The 18,290-nt window shown below is 39.7% G+C and carries 14 protein-coding genes and 1 rRNA gene; 6 read left to right on the top strand and 9 right to left on the bottom strand.

Features of this window, described 5'->3' with window-relative positions; all coding sequences use genetic code 11:
• Nucleotides 1-8 precede the first annotated feature (8 nt).
• From FZF08_RS09550 to glyA, 6 genes are all read right to left on the bottom strand, one after another.
• Nucleotides 9-308, bottom strand: coding sequence for a hypothetical protein (locus tag FZF08_RS09550; RefSeq protein ID WP_159468428.1), 300 nt, complete (start codon nucleotides 306-308; stop codon nucleotides 9-11).
• A gap of 139 nt (nucleotides 309-447) precedes the next feature.
• A complete protein-coding gene (serS, locus tag FZF08_RS09545; RefSeq protein WP_159468427.1) occupies nucleotides 448-1,740 on the bottom strand; it encodes a serine--tRNA ligase in 1,293 nt (430 codons plus the stop codon).
• An 80-nt stretch (nucleotides 1,741-1,820) separates the two neighbouring features.
• The gene (locus FZF08_RS09540) at nucleotides 1,821-3,179 is read right to left on the bottom strand and encodes an aspartate kinase (protein WP_159468426.1); all 1,359 of its coding nucleotides are present in this window, start codon (nucleotides 3,177-3,179) and stop codon (nucleotides 1,821-1,823) included.
• A 144-nt stretch (nucleotides 3,180-3,323) separates the two neighbouring features.
• Nucleotides 3,324-3,821: a 6,7-dimethyl-8-ribityllumazine synthase gene (gene ribH / locus FZF08_RS09535; RefSeq protein ID WP_159468425.1), complete on the bottom strand. Its 498-nt coding sequence runs from the start codon at nucleotides 3,819-3,821 to the stop codon at nucleotides 3,324-3,326.
• 104 nt (nucleotides 3,822-3,925) lie between these two features.
• On the bottom strand, nucleotides 3,926-4,627 hold the full coding sequence (locus tag FZF08_RS09530) for a tetratricopeptide repeat protein (RefSeq protein ID WP_159468424.1): 702 nt from the start codon (nucleotides 4,625-4,627) through the stop codon (nucleotides 3,926-3,928).
• Between the two features lie 256 nt (nucleotides 4,628-4,883).
• The gene (gene glyA, locus FZF08_RS09525) at nucleotides 4,884-6,188 is read right to left on the bottom strand and encodes a serine hydroxymethyltransferase (RefSeq protein WP_159468423.1); all 1,305 of its coding nucleotides are present in this window, start codon (nucleotides 6,186-6,188) and stop codon (nucleotides 4,884-4,886) included.
• 380 nt (nucleotides 6,189-6,568) lie between these two features.
• Between glyA and nagB the strand changes: the two genes are divergently transcribed.
• On the top strand, nucleotides 6,569-8,506 hold the full coding sequence (gene nagB / locus FZF08_RS09520; protein ID WP_229216504.1) for a glucosamine-6-phosphate deaminase: 1,938 nt from the start codon (nucleotides 6,569-6,571) through the stop codon (nucleotides 8,504-8,506).
• 152 nt (nucleotides 8,507-8,658) lie between these two features.
• Here nagB and FZF08_RS31550 read toward each other — a convergent pair whose 3' ends face one another.
• Nucleotides 8,659-8,823: a hypothetical protein gene (locus FZF08_RS31550; protein ID WP_200837061.1), complete on the bottom strand. Its 165-nt coding sequence runs from the start codon at nucleotides 8,821-8,823 to the stop codon at nucleotides 8,659-8,661.
• Nucleotides 8,824-9,067: 244 nt separating this feature from the next.
• Between FZF08_RS31550 and mutL the strand changes: the two genes are divergently transcribed.
• From mutL to opgC, 5 genes are all read left to right on the top strand, one after another.
• A complete protein-coding gene (mutL, locus tag FZF08_RS09515; protein WP_159468421.1) occupies nucleotides 9,068-10,957 on the top strand; it encodes a DNA mismatch repair endonuclease MutL in 1,890 nt (629 codons plus the stop codon).
• Between the two features lie 58 nt (nucleotides 10,958-11,015).
• Nucleotides 11,016-11,801 carry a rhomboid family intramembrane serine protease gene (locus FZF08_RS09510; protein WP_159468420.1) on the top strand — a complete coding sequence of 262 codons (786 nt, stop codon included), beginning with the start codon at nucleotides 11,016-11,018 and terminating at the stop codon, nucleotides 11,799-11,801.
• Between the two features lie 9 nt (nucleotides 11,802-11,810).
• Complete coding sequence (locus FZF08_RS09505; protein ID WP_159468419.1) at nucleotides 11,811-12,728, top strand: rhomboid family intramembrane serine protease; 918 nt, start codon at nucleotides 11,811-11,813, stop codon at nucleotides 12,726-12,728.
• A gap of 90 nt (nucleotides 12,729-12,818) precedes the next feature.
• Nucleotides 12,819-14,753: a 1-deoxy-D-xylulose-5-phosphate synthase gene (dxs, locus tag FZF08_RS09500; protein ID WP_159468418.1), complete on the top strand. Its 1,935-nt coding sequence runs from the start codon at nucleotides 12,819-12,821 to the stop codon at nucleotides 14,751-14,753.
• Nucleotides 14,754-15,054: 301 nt separating this feature from the next.
• The gene (gene opgC, locus FZF08_RS09495) at nucleotides 15,055-16,203 is read left to right on the top strand and encodes an OpgC domain-containing protein (RefSeq protein ID WP_159468417.1); all 1,149 of its coding nucleotides are present in this window, start codon (nucleotides 15,055-15,057) and stop codon (nucleotides 16,201-16,203) included.
• Nucleotides 16,204-16,218: 15 nt separating this feature from the next.
• Here the strand turns inward: opgC and FZF08_RS09490 are convergent, their stop codons facing one another.
• Both FZF08_RS09490 and rrf read right to left on the bottom strand, forming a co-directional pair.
• Nucleotides 16,219-16,563 carry a winged helix-turn-helix domain-containing protein gene (locus FZF08_RS09490; RefSeq protein WP_159468416.1) on the bottom strand — a complete coding sequence of 115 codons (345 nt, stop codon included), beginning with the start codon at nucleotides 16,561-16,563 and terminating at the stop codon, nucleotides 16,219-16,221.
• Between the two features lie 1,602 nt (nucleotides 16,564-18,165).
• Nucleotides 18,166-18,277, bottom strand: a 5S ribosomal RNA gene (gene rrf, locus FZF08_RS09485).
• Nucleotides 18,278-18,290: the final 13 nt, after the last annotated feature.

Raw genomic sequence — 18,290 nt, 5'->3', positions numbered from 1 at the left:
AATCAGATTTATTTTAAAAAATTCACCAAATGGACAAAAAACATAAACACTAAAAATGCCAGGATATCTAATGCAAAGGCAGTAACAAAAAGTCGCAATTCAGATATTGACAGATTGAAATAAAAAAATAGCCGATCAGGATTATTACTTCTCAGGTAATACCACATAACCAGATCAGAAGCTATTTTCATCAGAAAATAACCTTTTAAAAAGTGCCAGAAATCTCCAAATAATGGTGCATCAACAACAATCCAGGAGAAAATTGAAATCATCCCCGTGCAAACAGAAAATGAAAAGTAGAAAGACATGATTAAACATAAACGCTTCATTATCTTTTTTATACAAGATAAAAAATAGGTCTTCTCTAAAAACAGCTTTAAGTTTATTTAACAAAAAAGCCCCCACAAACTGTGAAGGCTTATCTGATATAATATCTGCAATCAAATCTTATTCAATTGTATCAAAACCACAATAAGGTACCAAAACAGCGGGTATACGGATCGTTCCATCCGCCTGCTGATTGTTTTCCAACAAAGCTGCTACAATGCGCGGTAATGCCAAAGCGGAGCCGTTAAGCGTATGGAGCAATTGAGTTTTCTTATCAGCCGTTTTGTAACGCAATTTCAAACGGTTTGCCTGGTAAGTTTCAAAATTAGAAACAGAACTGCATTCCAGCCATCTCTCCTGTCCCGCAGACCAAACTTCAAAGTCGAAAGTAAGTGCAGATGTAAAACCCATATCGCCACCACAAAGACGCAAAATACGGAAAGGTAATTCCAGTTTTTCCAGCAATCCTTTCACATGGTTTGACATATCAGACAAAGCCTGGTAAGAATCTTCAGGCTTACAAATCTGAACAATTTCGATTTTATCAAACTGGTGCAAACGATTCAGCCCACGAACATGCGCTCCCCAGCTTCCAGCTTCACGACGGAAACAAGGGGTGTAAGCCACATTTTTGACCGGCAATTCGTTTTCCGCAACAATCACATCACGGTACAAATTGGTAACCGGAACTTCCGCAGTCGGAATTAAATAAAGGTCATCCTGAGCATCATGATACATCTGGCCTTCTTTATCCGGCAACTGCCCCGTGCCAAAACCAGAATCTGCGTTGATAAGGATCGGAACCTGTACTTCGGTATAACCTGCTTTTCCTGCTTCGTCCAAAAAGAAAGCGATCATCGCACGTTGTAAACGCGCCGCTTTTCCTTTATAAACCGGAAAACCGGCCGCTGTAATTTTATTACCAAGTTCAAAATCAATGATCGGAGCAATTTTTCCACCCAGTTTTTTGATTAATTCCCAGTGTGGCTGAGCACCTTCAAAAAGAGCAGGTTTTGCACCTTCTTCCAATTCGTTCACATTATCCTCAGCGGTACGGCCTTCCGGAACACTTGCATGCGGAAGGTTAGGAAGTTTTACCAGCTCGCCTAATAACTCCTCTTCCGTTGCCTTATGCTGCTCTTCCAGCTGTTTCGATCTTTCTTTTAAAGCAGCCGTTTCACCTTTGGCTAACTCTGCTTCGGCCTTTTTGCCTTCCTTCATCAAACCGCCAATTTCTTTTGCTTTCGCATTAGACTGGGTCAGCACAGCATCAAGTTCCTGCTGTGTTTCACGACGCAGGCGGTCCAATTCGATAATCCGGTCAACAGCTGCTTCCGGGTCTTTAAAATGCTTCTTGGTTAATCCGGCGATTGTCAGTTCTCTGTTTTCGCGGATAAAAGTTGTTTGTAACATGTTTGGCTATTAGCTTTTAGCGATTAGCCATTAGCTAAATGCCAACAGCTAATCGCTAAAAAGTGATCAGATTTGAAAAATCACGGTGCCGTGAAAATATCTTTCATTGCGTCTTCATAATAAAAAAGACGCTCGTTCAGCACATTAAGTGCCTCTGCCTTGTATTTTGAATGGATTAGCAGCGAAAGGTTATGCTCCGAAGCGCCATACGAAATCATTCGTATAGGTATATTTTTCATCGCTTCAAGCACTTTAAGCGCTATTCCTTCCTTGTCTGCACTGAAATTTCCAACGACACAAATGATATTCTGATCGCTGTCGTTTTCTTCCAGATCTGCGAATTCACGAAGTTCAGCCGTGATTGCTTCCAGATGTTCGGAATTATCAATCGTTACTGAAACCGAAACTTCCGAAGTGGTGATCATATCCACCGGCGTTTTGTATTTTTCAAAAATCTCAAAAACGCGTCTCAGGAAGCCATAAGCATTCAGCATACGGGTCGAATGAATGTATATCGCTGTAATATTATCTTTCGCTGCAATCGCTTTTATTTCTCTGTCAGAAGACTGATTGGCGATAAGCGTTCCCGGGGCTTCCGGCTGCATTGTATTTTTCAAACGAACCGGTACTCCACGAAGTTTCGCAGGTGTGATCGTGCTTGGATGAAGAATTTTAGCTCCGAAATATGCTAATTCCGCCGCCTCTTCAAAAGTCAGTTCACGGATTGGGAACGTGCGTTTCACGATGCGAGGATCGTTGTTATGCATTCCGTCAATATCCGTCCATATCTGGATTTCTTCTGCGCGAATCGCCCCACCGATTAAGGATGCAGTATAATCAGATCCACCGCGTTTCAGGTTGTCAACTTCTTCGCGTGGGTTTCTGCAAATAAATCCTTGGGTAACGATTGTTTGTTTATCCGGATGCTGCGCTAAAATCGCAGTCAGTTTTTCTTCAATTTTTTCAAGCTCAGGCTCATTGTCAGCATCGATACGCATAAACTCCAAGGCAGGAAGCAACACAGCACTATCTCCTACTTCTTCCAGATATCCCTGAAAAAGCTGCGTACTCAACAATTCTCCCTCGGCAACGATCTCCTTTTCCTGTTTTGAAGCAAAAGGTTTGATACCCACAAGAGAACGGATAAATCCGAATTCATTATCAATAATTTCCTGACCTTTGGCAAGACCCGCTTCGGTTGAATACAACTCCTTAATAAAAGAATCGTAATGCGCCTTCAAATCATCAATTTGCTTTGAAGCGGACGCATCTTCATTGGCCTTGGCAGCTTCGCCAATTGCAATAAGCGCATTGGTGGAGCCCGACAAAGCGGATAATACTACAATTTTCCGACTTGGATCCGTCAAAAGAAGTTCACGGATTGAGTGCATACGTTCAGGTTTCCCAACCGAAGTGCCGCCAAATTTCCAGACTTGCATAATTATTAATGATTGAAATTTTTGATTACTTATTTTTCTGAAGTGTCAGGGGTTGTACCGCTCGTAAACTAAACCTGACTATTTCGTGACAACAAATGTCCACTTCCTGACCACCCTTGACCGCGCGGCGGCCGCAATTTCTGACTACTTCCCGGCAATTTGCTCTTTCAATCCCACCATTTTAATGGCTGTCATGGCCGCTTCGTCGCCTTTGTTGCCGTGAACTCCTCCTGCGCGGTCGATGGCCTGCTGCATATCATTGGGTGTTAATACGCCAAAAATAACGGGCTTGTTATTTTTGATACTGATATTCGTAATTCCTTGTGCAACGGCATGATTGATATAATCATTATGCTTGGTTTCTCCTTGGATCACTACTCCCAATGCGATAACCGCATCGATGTCTTCACGCTGTGCAAACCAATGTGCACCCAAAGTCAGTTCGAAACTTCCCGGAACATTTCCCCGTACTATATTTTCTTTTGCTGCACCATATTCAACAAGCGTTTTGTAAGCTCCGTCAAAAAGCGCTTCTGTTATTTCACTATTCCACTCTGCCACGACAAGGGCGAATTTTTTATTACTGATATCAGGAAGACCTTCGGTGTTAAATACGCTTAAATTTTTATCTGCACTTGACATATAATACGTGTTAAGAAAAACTTATGAGTTAAAATATTTTGTATAAAAAAAGGATAAAACCGGTGTCGGCTTTATCCTTTTTTGGAACAATAATGTATTACCATTTATTTGCCGACTTGTCCCTCTAACAATCCCATGTATTTCTTAGCGTTCACTACTTCCGATGAAAGCGGGAACTCTTCAATAACACGTTTATAGGAAGCAACAGCATCAGCAGCCTGGTTTGCCTTTTCCTGTGCAAGTGCAAGCTTCATCAAATATACTGGCGTAAAATATTCGTTTTTGTCGTAATCAGATGCTTTTTTGTAATATGAAATCGCTTCAGCTGCCTGATTCTTTTCAAGATAAGCATCACCGATTAATGACTGAGCACGTGCGTGAACCAACAGGTCAGAAGAACTGAAAGATTCAAGATGGCTGATAGCGTCATCGTATTTGCCTTGTTTTAGCAAAGCAACACCTGCGTAAAAGTTAGCAAGGTTTGCAGCGTCAGTACCTTTATAGTCGTCAGCGATAGACAAAAGTCCTTCGTTTCCTCCGCTTCCGTTCAATGCTTTTGACAAAGAATCCGCTTCAAAATCGTAAACAACAGAAGAAAGTGCTTTTTGAGCATTGCCTTCTTGTCCATCAATATAAAAACGATATCCTGCAAACGCTACAACGGCCACAAGGATCGCTCCTCCAATACCGATAAGTACTTTACGATTTTTAAGGAAAAAAACCTCAGCCTTATTGATTTGTCCAGCTAATGCTTCCGGATTTTCAATAATTTCAAACCCGGACTCGTCCGTATTTTTCTTGCTCATGTCAATTAATTCGTATTTTGGAGTGCAAAGTTATAAAAACTTATTTAAGTCAAAACACTTCTCGCACAATTCTTTACACATCATTTAAATTGCTCTTCCTTATTATATTAACTTTTTGTTTGAAATTTTAGTATTTGAGCACAATTTTTCTTCTAAAAATAAGTTAAAAAATCTTTTTCAAACAAAAAGAAAACTGCGTAACGCATACATTTCCAGTATCGTTACGCAGTTAAATTCTTCTAACAAAGAGTGAATCTTAGCTATATAACGGATACTCTGTCATCCAGTTATTAATCTCCTGTTTTACGGCAGCAATTTTTGCATCCTGATCGTGATTAATCAAAACGGTGTCAATTAAATCAACAATACGCTCCATATCCGTTTCAAGAAGACCACGGGAAGTCATCGCAGCTGTTCCCAAACGCATACCCGACGTTACCATCGGCGATTTATCATCAAAAGGAACCATATTTTTGTTGATCGTGATATCAGCCTTGATCAAAGTATTTTCAGCAAGCTTTCCTGTAAGTCCCGATGCAACACCATTTTTAGTACGCAAATCGATCAGCATCAAGTGATTGTCTGTTCCACCTGAAATGATCTGGTATCCTTTTTCAACAAATGCTTTTGCCATTGCCTGCGCATTTTTGGCAACCTGCACAGCGTAGTTGTAATATCCTTCGCTAAGTGCTTCGCCAAAAGCAACCGCTTTCGCAGCAATAATATGTTCTAACGGTCCGCCTTGTGTTCCAGGGAAAACGCCTGAATCAAGCAAAGATGACATCGTACGAATTTGTCCTTTTTGCGTTTTGATACCAAAAGGGTTTTCAAAATCGTCACGCATCATAATTACACCACCGCGAGGACCGCGTAATGTTTTATGTGTAGTTGTGGTAACAATATGGCAATGTCCCATTGGATCATTCAACAAACCTTTTGCAATAAGCGCAGCCGGGTGAGAAATATCAGCCAAAAGAATAGCACCGATTTGGTCAGCAATGTTACGAAGTCTTTCATAATCCCAGTCACGGCTATATGCAGACGCACCACAGATCAACAATTTCGGACGTTCTTTCAAAGCTGTTTCCTCCACTTTGTCCCAGTTGATAAGACCCGTTTCTGCTTCCACACCGTAGAATACCGGTTGGAAATATTTACCTGAAATGTTAACAGGAGATCCGTGCGAAAGGTGACCACCGTGTGCCAGGTTGAAACCCATGATTTTATCACCAGGATTCAAACAGGCTACAAAAACAGCCATATTTGCCTGAGCACCCGAGTGAGGTTGAACGTTTGCCCAGGTTGCACCGAATAATTCTTTCAAACGGTCAATGGCAATTTGTTCAATTTCATCGACTACTTCACAGCCACCGTAGTAACGCTTGCCTGGAAGACCTTCTGCATACTTGTTTGTAAGCACACTTCCTGACGCTTCCATCACTTGCTTGGATGTAAAATTTTCGGAAGCAATCAGCTCTATACCTGATTCCTGACGGTGTTTTTCCTTATTAATAAGGTCAAAAATTTGGGTATCACGTACGACGCTTGTGAGTGTAGACATGGTATTTCTCTTGAAATGATGTGATGTTTTTTTAACAAGCAACAAAAATACAATAGATTATTCGGTTATGAAATTTTCACACATACTTTATGTTGAATTCCTCCTTTGTAACTTGCGTGTACGAGCACTCCAATGTATTAAGTCTAAGTTATTTTTTAAATTTTTTTAATAATATTCACTTTGTGTTGTAATTTTGTAGACGAAATTTATATCATTACCTTATGTTGTAATTGAAATCAGCAAATATGGCATGGTATCAATTTACTGTCTGTCAGTACTGTAACAAATCAACTGTTCTTTTTTCGTACTAAACTCTTGATTAAAATCACATTTTTATTAAAAACATGGACCAACAATCTCTCAATCCGGAAACAATTTTAATGCAGGCGGCGGACAACGCACTCTCTGGCGGAAGTGTAGGACAACCTATTACATACGAAAAAATACCTACCCAGATTTTTGCTGATTCAAAAGATGCTTCCAATGCCGTGGCACAGGAAATCGCTGACTTGATCCGTCAAAAGCAAAAAGAAGGTAAAAACTGTGTACTTGGCCTTGCCACAGGATCTTCTCCAAAAACAGTTTATGCCCTACTGGTTAAAATGCATAAGGAAGAAGGCCTGAGCTTTAAAAATGTTATTTCATTCAATCTGGATGAATATTATCAAATGGAACCGGATTCTATTCATAGCTATCACCGGTTTATGAAAGAACAATTGTTCGACCATGTTGATATTCCAAAAGAAAATTATTTTCTGCCTGACGGAACAATTCCGGCAGCTATGGTACGCGATTACTGCACATCGTACGAAAATAAAATAAGTGCAGTTGGCGGACTGGATTTCCAGCTTTTAGGAATTGGTGGAAATGGCCACGTTGGTTTTAACGAGCCTGGTTCATTAATCAATGCACGTACAAGATTAATCACGCTGGATCATTCTACACGTGCTGCGGCTGCGATGGAATTTGGTGGGCTGCATAAGGTACCTCGCAAGGCCATTACCTTAGGGGTTGCACCAATTTTGAGTGCTCGCCGTATTGTTTTGCTTGCATGGGGTGAACGTAAAGCTTCGGTAATTAAAGGTGCCGTTGAAGGGCCGGTTACGGAACGCAATCCTGCATCCTATCTTCAGGCTCACCCGGATGTTGCTTTTATATTAGATGAAAGTGCCGCTTCTGAATTGACACGTGTAAAAACACCTTGGGCTGTTGATTCGGTTGTTTGGGATAATAAAATGATCAAAAAGGCTGTGACACATTTATCTCAAAGCCTTAAAAAACCAATTCTGAAACTGACAGATAAAGATTATAACGATAATGGTATGAGTGATTTGCTCGCACAATATGGTGCCTGCTATGAAATCAATATCAACGTTTTCAATCAGTTGCAACATACAATCACAGGATGGCCCGGCGGAAAAGCGAACGCCGATGATACAAACCGTCCGGAACGTGCGCAACCTGCCAAAAAACGTGTGCTTATTTTCAGTCCGCATCCGGATGACGATATTATTTCGATGGGTGGTACTTTCCAACGTCTGGTTGATCAGGGACATGAAGTGCATGTAGCTTACCAAACTTCCGGAAACATTGCCGTGGCCGATGATGAAGCCCTTCGTTTTATCGATTTCGTTGTGGACTTTAATAAAGAATTTGGAATCGATAGTCCGGAAGCGACGAAGATATTCACCGATGCGAAAGACTTTTTAAGACATACCAAAGACAGTGAAATTGATACTTTGGAAATTCGTCATGTAAAAGGGACGTTACGTCGTGGAGAAGCAAAAGCGACTTGCCGTTTTGTTGGAATACCAACAGCTAATGCTCACTTCCTGAATATGCCTTTCTATGAAACAGGTACTGTCCAAAAAAACCCGATCGGCGAGGAAGATATCAAAATCATTGAAAACCTGATTGAAGAAATCAAACCGCATCAAATTTATGCAGCAGGTGACTTTGCCGATCCGCACGGAACGCACAAAGTATGTTGGGATGCAATAGTAGCTGCACTAGGCCGCTCGAAACATAAAAACTTTATGAAGGATTGCTGGGTATGGTTATACCGCGGAGCTTGGGCTGAGTGGGATATTTACGAAATCGAAATGGCAGTTCCGATGAGTCCGGACCAGGTTTTCAAAAAACGTCAGGGAATTTTCAAACACCAGTCGCAAAAAGACGGTGTGGTATTCCAGGGTGAAGATTCACGTGAATTCTGGCAACGTGCTGAGGAGCGCAACCAGGGAACTGCTAAGTTGTATAACAATTTAGGTCTTGCAGAATACGAAGCGATGGAAGCTTTTGTTCGCTGGAAATTTTAAATAACGACTGGTGAAAAAGCAAAGAGCTGTAAATTAAATTTACAGCTCTTTGCTTTTTTGTTAGTAATTATATTTTCCTGGTATATATCATCAATAGTTGTGCGAAATGGATTGCAGCTTAAAAACAGCTTGAAAGATTTGATTGCATGGACTTAAAGCTCCATGTCAATCCACATACGTTGAGCCATTTTCTCAACCATGCTTAAAACACCCTGAACTGCTCCGAAAATAATACAAAGAGGCAATATCACAGGTAGAAAGATTAGCCATTGTAGGGCCATGCCAAAATTGAACTTTTTAAAAATGGGTGCTTTCATAAGATCGGGTTAGTTACACTGGCTCACAATTCGATTAACAAATTAACTATAATTTACTAATAATCAACGTTAACATGAAATTAAACGTTTCTTAAATATTAAAAATTTCAACAAATAATGTAATTATTTCTATGCCTTTTATTTATAAAGCACTTTAAGGTTTACAGCTACTTGTCAAAATAACCCTTCGTGTAGAAAAAAATTTGTTAATTTGTTATAGTCAAGCAAACCTACATCATAAAATATGGCGTCTTCCGACATCATTCAATTATTACCCGATTCCATAGCCAATCAGATCGCCGCCGGAGAAGTTGTCCAACGCCCTGCATCTGTTGTGAAAGAACTCCTGGAAAATGCCATAGACGCCAAAGCTGGTAACATTCAGGTTATTTTACGTGAAGCAGGCCGTACACTTATTCAGATCATCGATGATGGATCGGGCATGTCCGAGACTGATGCAAGAATGTCTTTTGAACGTCATGCCACTTCGAAAATTCGTCAGTCCGAAGACTTATTCCGGATACGTACCATGGGATTCAGAGGTGAGGCACTGGCATCGATCGCGGCGATTGCACAAGTAGAATTGCGCACCCGCAAAGCAGAAGATGAACTAGGCACCTTAATAAAAATTGAAGGCTCAGAAATAAAAACACAGGAATCCGTTGCCTGTTTGCCAGGAACAAATCTTTGTGTTAAAAATCTTTTTTATAACGTTCCTGCAAGAAGAAATTTCCTGAAATCAAATTCAGTGGAAATGCGCCATATTCTGGACGAATTTCAACGAATAGCTTTGGCGCATCCCGAGGTTGGTTTTACATTACACCACAACGATACCGAAGTCTTTAATCTGCTTCCAGGAAAACTGGTTCGTCGGATTATTGATATTTATGGGCGGAATTACCGCGAACAACTTGCTTTTTGTCAGGAAGATACGTCCTATATCAGTGTAAGAGGTTATATCGGAAAACCTGAATTTGCCCGGAAAACCAGAGGCGAGCAATTCTTTTTTGTTAACGACCGGTATATCAAACATAATTATCTGCACCATGCAGTAACCAGTGCATTTGACGGTACAATTCCTGAAGGAAGTCATCCCTTCTATGTTTTGTTTATTGAAATAGATCCTGCCCATATCGACATCAACATTCATCCGACAAAAACAGAAATTAAGTTTGACGACGAGCGATCAGTTTACGCCATCATTATGGCAGCTGTTAAAAAAGCCGTTGGGGTCTATAATCTTTCACAATCGATTGATTTTGAGGATAACATTAATTTCTTAAATCCATCGAAATCAGATCAAAATCATGATAGTATTCCTCGTACGGTTATGCCGGATTGGGCGGCACAGTCGAGACATGCAGAAAATGGTCCGTCGAAAACAAACCTTACCAATTGGAATAAATTATTTGAAGGACTGCAAAATACCGACGACAGAAGTCGGGAACTGGCTGCTTTTGAAATGAATTCCACAACGGTTTCCCGGCCAACTTCCTATCAGGAACAGCCGATGACCATTGCCAGCAAAGTGAACCGGATGGCATCGGAAGTGATTTCTGCACCAGAAAGTGATGCGGTGTTATTTCAGCTTCACAACCGGTATATTCTTTCGCAGGTAAAAGATGGAATTATGCTCATCGATCAAAAAGCGGCTTATGAACGTATCTTATACGAACGATATCGTAAAATGCTTACAAACCGTAACGGAGCGTGTCAGCAGCTTTTATTCCCAAAAACAATCCGTCTCACACATTCGGATATGCAGCTGGTGAATGAAACAAAAAAAGAAATCAGAAGCCTTGGTTTTGAGTTTGATGAATTTGGTGCGAACGAATTAATTATCCGCGGTATTCCGGCCGATTTGCCAGAAGAAAGCGAACAGGATCTTTTTGAAGAACTGGTAGAACAATTGAAACAAAGCTATTCAGACTTGAAATTGAATAAACCTGAAAGTTTATCCCGCGCTTTGGCCCGCCGGTTTTCGGTTCGTTATGCGGTGAAACTTTCATTTCTGGAAATTCATACTTTGATAGACCAGCTTTTTGCCTCAACCGATCCAAACAGGACGCCGAGTGGCGAAGCAATTATCGTTTTATTGACGATGGATAAGTTAAGCAGTATCTTTAAGGGATAAGGAAACGAAAATATTTCTTAAAGAGTTATAGATTACAAACTTTTGATTTTGAATTAGAATGTTACAAATAACGCCGACGGTTAGAAATTTACTGATCCTGAATGTTCTGTTTTTTATTGTTGACGCATATATCTTACCAATCAGCAACAGATTTGCATTGATGCCAATTCTGTCGCCTGCTTTTATGCCCTATCAATTTGTTTCCTATATGTTTTTACATGGAGGTTTCGGGCATTTATTTAGTAATATGTTCGGTTTGTTTATGTTTGGGCCTTTGCTTGAAAGGATGTGGGGACCAAAAAAATTCCTGTTTTTTTACTTCTTTACAGGGATTGGCGCGGGACTTCTTTTCTCTGGAATCGGGTATTATGAAAATGCGCAACTACTTAAATCAGTGCAGGTTTACGTTCAATATCCAACCCCGGACGGCCTTGTTGACTTTATGAGTCATCATGCAAAAGGTTTTTATCAGGCCAATCTTGATTTTTTTAATGCTTTTGAAGAAAATCCTACCAATCCTTCGTATATTCAAAATAGTATTGTCGCAGTTAAAAGCGTATATCAGGCAAGCATTGGCACACCTATGGTGGGTGCGTCGGGTGCAATTTTTGGGATTTTAATGGCGTTTGGAATGTTGTTTCCAAACACGGAGCTTTTTATGCTCTTTATTCCGTTTCCGATCAAGGCGAAATACTTTGTTGCGTGTTACGGATTATATGAACTGTATTCAGGGATACAAAATGCACAATCTGATAATGTTGCGCATTTTGCACACGTTGGAGGAATGCTATTTGCATATATATTGTTGCGTTATTGGGGCACACAAAGACAAAATTTTTATTGAAAGAAGAAGATGAGCAATATTGTTGACGACATCAAGAGAGAATTTGAGAAATCGGAGAATTCGCTCGTAAAAATTATTTTAATTAATACGGCCGTTTTTCTGGTATTGCTATTGGTAAAAATCATTTTTACACTTAGTCAGTCATCCAATATTTATAGCTGGATTATTGATGCACTTGAGCTTCCGGCATCTCCCCATGAGTTTATCCGAAAGCCTTGGACACTCATTACGTATTTCTTCACACACGAAGATATTTTCCATATTTTGTTCAATATGATGTTCTTGTATTGGTTTGGTAAACTGATTGACGAATATCTTGGAGCAAAACGTGTCGTTGCCCTTTATTTTTTAGGTGGAATTGCAGGTGGGATGATCTATATGCTTATTTATAATCTGCTTCCTTTTTTCCAGACTCAGGTAGAAAGTTCAACCATGCTGGGTGCTTCCGCAGCTGCATTTTCTGTTGCAGTCGGCGCTTCTACATTACTTCCTAATTATACTTTCAACCTGATATTTTTAGGTCCTATACGTATCAAGTTTATAGCACTTTTCTATATCATATTATCACTTGCACAAACCGTTGGACCTAACGCAGGAGGCAATTTAGCACATTTAGGTGGTGCATTGGTTGGGTATATTTTTATCAAATTGTTGCAAAACGGTACCGACCTGGGTAAACCTATCTACGCTATTATGAACGGATGGACTGGGCTTTTCCGCAGACGTCCTTCGATGCAGGTGACGTACCGTGAAAGACAGGTATACAGAAGTACCAGCGTATATTCTTCGTCATCTACCTCGTCAACCATAGAAATGCCAGACCAAAATGAAATTGATACTATTTTGGATAAAATTTCTAAGTCAGGATACGAGAGCCTTACCAAAGAAGAAAAGCAAAAACTGTTCAAAGCTAGTCAGCAAAAATAAAAAGCAGTAGTCATCATCTATTTGTTTAATTTTGCGCATGTTATTAGGTTCAGGCCGATTACCAAAATTTGATTTTCAATAGCTTTCTATATGCTTATTACACCAGGAAAACTACTTGCCAAGATTGATTCTCCCGAGGATTTAAGAAAGCTCGACCGTACTCAACTTCCCCAGGTTTGTAACGAGTTACGTCAGTATATCATTGATAATGTTTCCGTTTATGGAGGTCATTTTGGCGCGAGTCTTGGTGTGGTTGAATTAACAGTAGCACTTCATTACGTATTTAATACACCCGACGACCAGCTTGTGTGGGATGTGGGACATCAGGCTTATGGCCATAAAATATTAACCGGACGCCGGGATAATTTTCATTCAAACCGGACTTATGGCGGGCTTTCAGGATTTCCAAAACGAAAGGAAAGCATGTATGATGCCTTTGGCGTAGGTCATTCGTCTACCTCAATTTCTTCTGCGCTGGGTATGGCTGTGGCGTCTGCACTGCAAAATCATCACGATCGCCAGCATATTGCGATCATTGGCGATGGTGCTATGACAGCCGGTTTGGCTTTTGAAGGAATGAATCATGCGGGAGCAACAGATTCCAATTTGTTGATTATCCTGAATGATAATTGCATGGCCATCGACCCGAATGTTGGTGCATTAAAAGAATATCTGACGGATATTACCACTTCTCATACCTACAATAAACTTAGAGACGAAGTCTGGAATATGCTCGGAAAGATGAGCAATTTTGGAAAGAGTGCGCAGGAAGTTGTTTCAAAAGTTGAAACAATGATGAAAACCGCAATTCTTCGTCAGAGCAATCTTTTTGAATCGCTGGGTTTACGTTATTTTGGCCCGATTGATGGTAATGATATCGGTCATTTAACAGAAGTTTTGAATGACCTGAAAAGTATTCCGGGACCTAAAATTTTACATTGTTTGACTGTAAAAGGAAAAGGATACGGGCCTGCTGAAAAGGATCAGACTAAATGGCACGCACCTGGAGTCTTTGATAAAATTACAGGAGAGATCAAGAAAAAAGTTTATGATACCCCACAACCTCCTAAATACCAGGATGTATTTGGAAATACATTAGTAGAATTAGCAGAAAAAAATTCCAAAATCGTTGGCGTTACACCTGCTATGCCGTCAGGATCTTCTTTGAATATTATGATGAAGGCAATGCCCGACAGAGCTTTCGATGTAGGAATTGCCGAGCAACATGCGGTGACGTTCTCTGCCGGAATGGCTACAAGGGGCGAAGTGGTTTATTGTAATATTTATTCCACTTTCATGCAGCGATCCTACGATCAGGTAGTTCACGATGTATGTATGCAGGAACTTCCTGTTATATTCTGTCTGGACAGGGCCGGTTTGGTAGGAGCTGACGGGCCAACGCATCATGGTGCTTATGACATTGCATTTATGCGTTGTATACCCAATATGATCGTTTCTTCACCTATGAATGAGCAGGAGTTGCGTAATCTGATGTACACTGCACAACTTGATATAATCCAAAAGGGCAGCCAGGCATTTACAATACGATATCCTCGCGGAAACGGTGTGATGCCTCAATGGCAAACGCCTTTTGAAGAAATAAAAATAGGAAAAGGTCGGAAAATTAAAGACGGTACTGATATAGCGATTTTGACATTAGGACCTGTAGGAAATTATGTTGTGGATGCGCATTCGATTCTCGAAAAAGAAGGTATAGATGTTGCGCATTATGATATGCGTTTTGTAAAACCTCTGGATGAAAATATGCTTCACGAAATTTTCAATCTTTATGACCGCGTAATTACTGTGGAAGATGGTTGTTTACAAGGAGGCTTTGGAAGTGCTGTATTGGAATTTATGATTGATAACGGATACAATGCCCGTGTTAAACGACTAGGAATTCCGGATTCACTTGTTGAACATGGCGAACCTGCTGAATTACATCACGAGTGCGGGTTTGATACCGAAGGAATTATGCACGCGATACGTTCCTTAATGCATACAGGCGCAACCATCAGTTTATAGATTATAGTTAAAAGATTTTGTAAACCTCTGAAAGTAGCTTAAAAGCTAGTTTCAGAGGTTTATTTTTGGAATATCCTACTTCCAAAAATAAATTTAGAAAAATGAGTAATGTTCAGAAAACCTCCAAATTTTTAGAAAAATTTAAGATTTGTCGATAAAACGATAGTAAAAGTATACTTCTGTATACTTATTAAGTTATTTTAAAATTTCATCGCAACACAATTACGAAGCACTGCGTAATTTTATTAGTATTCAATTTATCCAAATTGGATCAGATAAATAATTAAGATAAACACCTTACATGACTAAACGAGACAATTCATTGGATGTTTTAAGGGGAATATTATTAGTAATGATAACAATAAATCATATCGGAGGACCGCTATGTGTCCTTACTTTTCAACCTATGAGTTTCGTTTCAGCAGCAGAAGGTTTTGTCTTTTTATCAGGTTATATATTGTGCCTTGTTTATGGTAAAAGATTAATACGGGGACAATGTGTAACTTTTCCTACTCTCTACAAGCGATCTCTGAAAATTTATTGGTATCACTTGACACTTCTTTTAATACTTCTGATTCCGTATTTTATAAATGTTCCTTTTCTTAAACAATGGCAATTTAATGGATTAGCGACTTTTGCCGAAAAACCTCAAAAAGCCCTGTTTGCATATGCGCTTTTGCTATTCCAACCTGAACATCTGGATATTTTGCCTTTGTATATTCTGTTTATTCCAATCGGTTTTCTGGCATTAAAAGCTTTTGTAAATCAAAAAACAACGCTGATTTTATCACTTAGCCTTTTACTATGGCTTGTAAGTCAATTTCAGTATGTTAGTGCAAGGTTTTCCAATCCTTTCAGTTTGAATTCAGGTTTTTTTAATCCTTTTTCCTGGCAAATACTTTTTATAGCAGGCTGTTATTTTGGATATTCCCGTGCTATTGGGAAGGAAATTGTTCCAAAGTCCAGAAAAATTCTTTTCCCCGCTTTAATTATTTTCATAATTCTTGCCTTTATCCGATATTATAAAGGAGCAGATAGAGATATGTTTCAAATAATTCTGTACAATTCTAACAAACCCAGTTTACAAATTTTCAGGCTATTGAATGTATTTATAATCGCTTACATTATCGATTATGCAATAAGATTCAAATACTTTCCCCACATAAAATCACTTGCATTTTTAGGCCGTCATTCGTTACAAGTATTTGTATTTCAAGTACTGCTGGTATACTTTATTGAGCCATTCAGGCCGGAAATTTTCAGCTTTGGATACGCCGGTAGAATTGCAGTTCAGATTTTGGCAGCAATTACTCTTTTTATTCCTGCATTTATGCATCTGTATTCCCAAAAAATAGCCCGGAAGAAACTTGCCGGCGTTGATGTTACTATTGTAAAAACTGAGTTATTTCAAGCTCACGATACCATTATGGCCGAAATCAATCAAAACTGACAGTTGGAAACTAAATTACATTAAATTTAAAATTTCCAATTCACTCTCCACAACCGCGGCAAGTTTAGCGTTTAGACTGTCGTAGGCTCTCAAAATCCTTTTGCCTGCTTCGGTAAGCTCCGTTCCTCCCCCACTTTTACCTCCCTTTTTCGCTATTACGTACGGATCTTTCGATTTTGAATTCATATCATCCACCATAGCCCAAGCCTTTTTATAGGACATACCCATAGCTTTCGCCGCATTCGCAATGGATCCGGATTCATCAATATGCTTAAGCAATTGAGCACGGCCAAGACCGAAAAACTTATTGCCATCCAGATAAATCCAATACCTTACCCGTAATTCTTTTACAGACTGCATATAATCAGAATTAATTTCTCCTTGACTTGCGAAAATTAATATAATAACGGCAATTTTGTTACAGATATAACATCTGAATTCATCAGTAAGTAACCAATGATCAATCGGCTCCTTTACAAAAAGACATTGGGAACTATTTTAGTAGCTTTTATCTGTATTTTTTAATATAGCCCTTAACTAATAATTTCAAAAGTAATAAAGGCCCAATATAATCTCAGTAATAAATAAGCATTTACAGCCTTTATTTAGTCCCAGAGAATTTCAATGACAACGAATATTATAATTTCATACGTGAAAATTTTTAACGGCTAGGGATTGAATATTTCACGAACCTGGGATAGGATCAACGGCCGTTTCACTGCACATAATCAACCAATAGAATATAATGTCAGAGGATCAAATAAAATGATTTTCAAGATCATTCGAAATTAACAGCTCCAAAGTTTCATCACAATTGAACATTCATACTACCGCATCGGCGTTCCACTTGGCTAGCCAGAGTAGATAAGTAAATTCTTTTCAGGTGTTTTTGTGAAGTTATGACTGAGATCCAATGCCAGGTTAAATGTTTTTAGGTCGAAAAAATACTCAAATAGTAGTTAACTTCTTTGTATTTGGCCCTTTTGAGAGCGCATGTTTACCGGTATCATTTATTGTTCCCAGTAAGCGGTTGTTTATATTTCTGTTTGAGAATTAAAATAGAAACATTTGTCTGCTGAATGTCGTCATTTTCATGATCCAACGTTTTTCATAGGTGTTTTATGAAGATTTTTCCTGCAATGTTCCTAAAGACAACCATTGCACGTGAAAATGGTTTATTACACGTTGACCAACCGGTTTTTTTCGGTAGCATTACGATAAAGGGGGTTTCGGTTGTTTATTATGAAAACTCACAGCTGATCCGCATTACATTAGCTAACACAATCCAATCACTGTCAACTACTTTTCATTCGGTAGTATATAGCCAACTGGGCTTAGATATAAAGAAAAACTTCTCTAATTGTTCTAAAGAGGCTTTCGAAAGTTTATTATTTTTTTCTGGATTATTCTACCATGTCTTATTCTAATCAATATGCGCATCGCAGACACTGGCATTTAGAGCGATCAGTTTGAATTACAAATTTTATAGAATGAATTTGTTAAAAGGAACTGAATGATAGGCAGGGAAACCCTCCAAAGTAAATAGGTTCGGTTAAAACACAAACCTAAAAAATCCTATCCTTTCCACAAGTTTATGAGATCCGTGGCTTGCCACCCGGCCACGAAGGTGTGAAGCGATAAACGGCATAAAAAAAGACCATCCTTTCGAGATGGTCTTTTTCTTATTTTGTAATAGTATTGTGGCGGCTACCTACGCGGCCCGACCTACTTTACCAGGTTTGATCGGGAGCGGCTAGTTCAAGCCTGCGCAGCGCGGTATCATCGGCGGTTCTGGTCGGAGTCACGCTGACCTGGGCGCACTAGGCGTGCCCCTTAACTTCTCTGTTCCGGGTCGCGTAGCCGGGCCGGGTCGCGACCGAGTGGGACTGCGCGCCGCGGAAGAGGTGTCCATAAACCAAAAAAATCCCATCTCTTATGAAGATGGGATTGATTGTAATAATATTGTGGCGGCTACCTACTTTACCAGGTTTGACCCAAGTATCATCGGCGGTTCCGGGCTTAACTTCTCTGTTCGGGATGGGAAGAGGTGAACACCGGGCCAATAGCCACCAACAAGCTCTTTGAGT

It is taken from the genome of Dyadobacter sp. 3J3 (assembly GCF_009801115.1).
Taxonomy (GTDB): Bacteria; Bacteroidota; Bacteroidia; order Cytophagales; family Spirosomataceae; genus Dyadobacter.
This window is presented reverse-complemented; position numbering and strand designations above follow the sequence as displayed.

Excerpts from the sequence above, each read along its gene's own strand:
- FZF08_RS09550 (WP_159468428.1), bottom strand. The coding sequence starts at position 308 with ATGTCTTTCTACTTTTCATTTTCTGTTTGCACGGGGATGATTTCAATT.
- serS (WP_159468427.1), bottom strand. The coding sequence starts at position 1,740 with ATGTTACAAACAACTTTTATCCGCGAAAACAGAGAACTGACAATCGCC.
- FZF08_RS09540 (WP_159468426.1), bottom strand. The coding sequence starts at position 3,179 with ATGCAAGTCTGGAAATTTGGCGGCACTTCGGTTGGGAAACCTGAACGT.
- ribH (WP_159468425.1), bottom strand. The coding sequence starts at position 3,821 with ATGTCAAGTGCAGATAAAAATTTAAGCGTATTTAACACCGAAGGTCTT.
- FZF08_RS09530 (WP_159468424.1), bottom strand. The coding sequence starts at position 4,627 with ATGAGCAAGAAAAATACGGACGAGTCCGGGTTTGAAATTATTGAAAAT.
- glyA (WP_159468423.1), bottom strand. The coding sequence starts at position 6,188 with ATGTCTACACTCACAAGCGTCGTACGTGATACCCAAATTTTTGACCTT.
- nagB (WP_229216504.1), top strand. The coding sequence starts at position 6,569 with ATGCAGGCGGCGGACAACGCACTCTCTGGCGGAAGTGTAGGACAACCT.
- FZF08_RS31550 (WP_200837061.1), bottom strand. The coding sequence starts at position 8,823 with ATGAAAGCACCCATTTTTAAAAAGTTCAATTTTGGCATGGCCCTACAA.
- mutL (WP_159468421.1), top strand. The coding sequence starts at position 9,068 with ATGGCGTCTTCCGACATCATTCAATTATTACCCGATTCCATAGCCAAT.
- FZF08_RS09510 (WP_159468420.1), top strand. The coding sequence starts at position 11,016 with ATGTTACAAATAACGCCGACGGTTAGAAATTTACTGATCCTGAATGTT.
- FZF08_RS09505 (WP_159468419.1), top strand. The coding sequence starts at position 11,811 with ATGAGCAATATTGTTGACGACATCAAGAGAGAATTTGAGAAATCGGAG.
- dxs (WP_159468418.1), top strand. The coding sequence starts at position 12,819 with ATGCTTATTACACCAGGAAAACTACTTGCCAAGATTGATTCTCCCGAG.
- opgC (WP_159468417.1), top strand. The coding sequence starts at position 15,055 with ATGACTAAACGAGACAATTCATTGGATGTTTTAAGGGGAATATTATTA.
- FZF08_RS09490 (WP_159468416.1), bottom strand. The coding sequence starts at position 16,563 with ATGCAGTCTGTAAAAGAATTACGGGTAAGGTATTGGATTTATCTGGAT.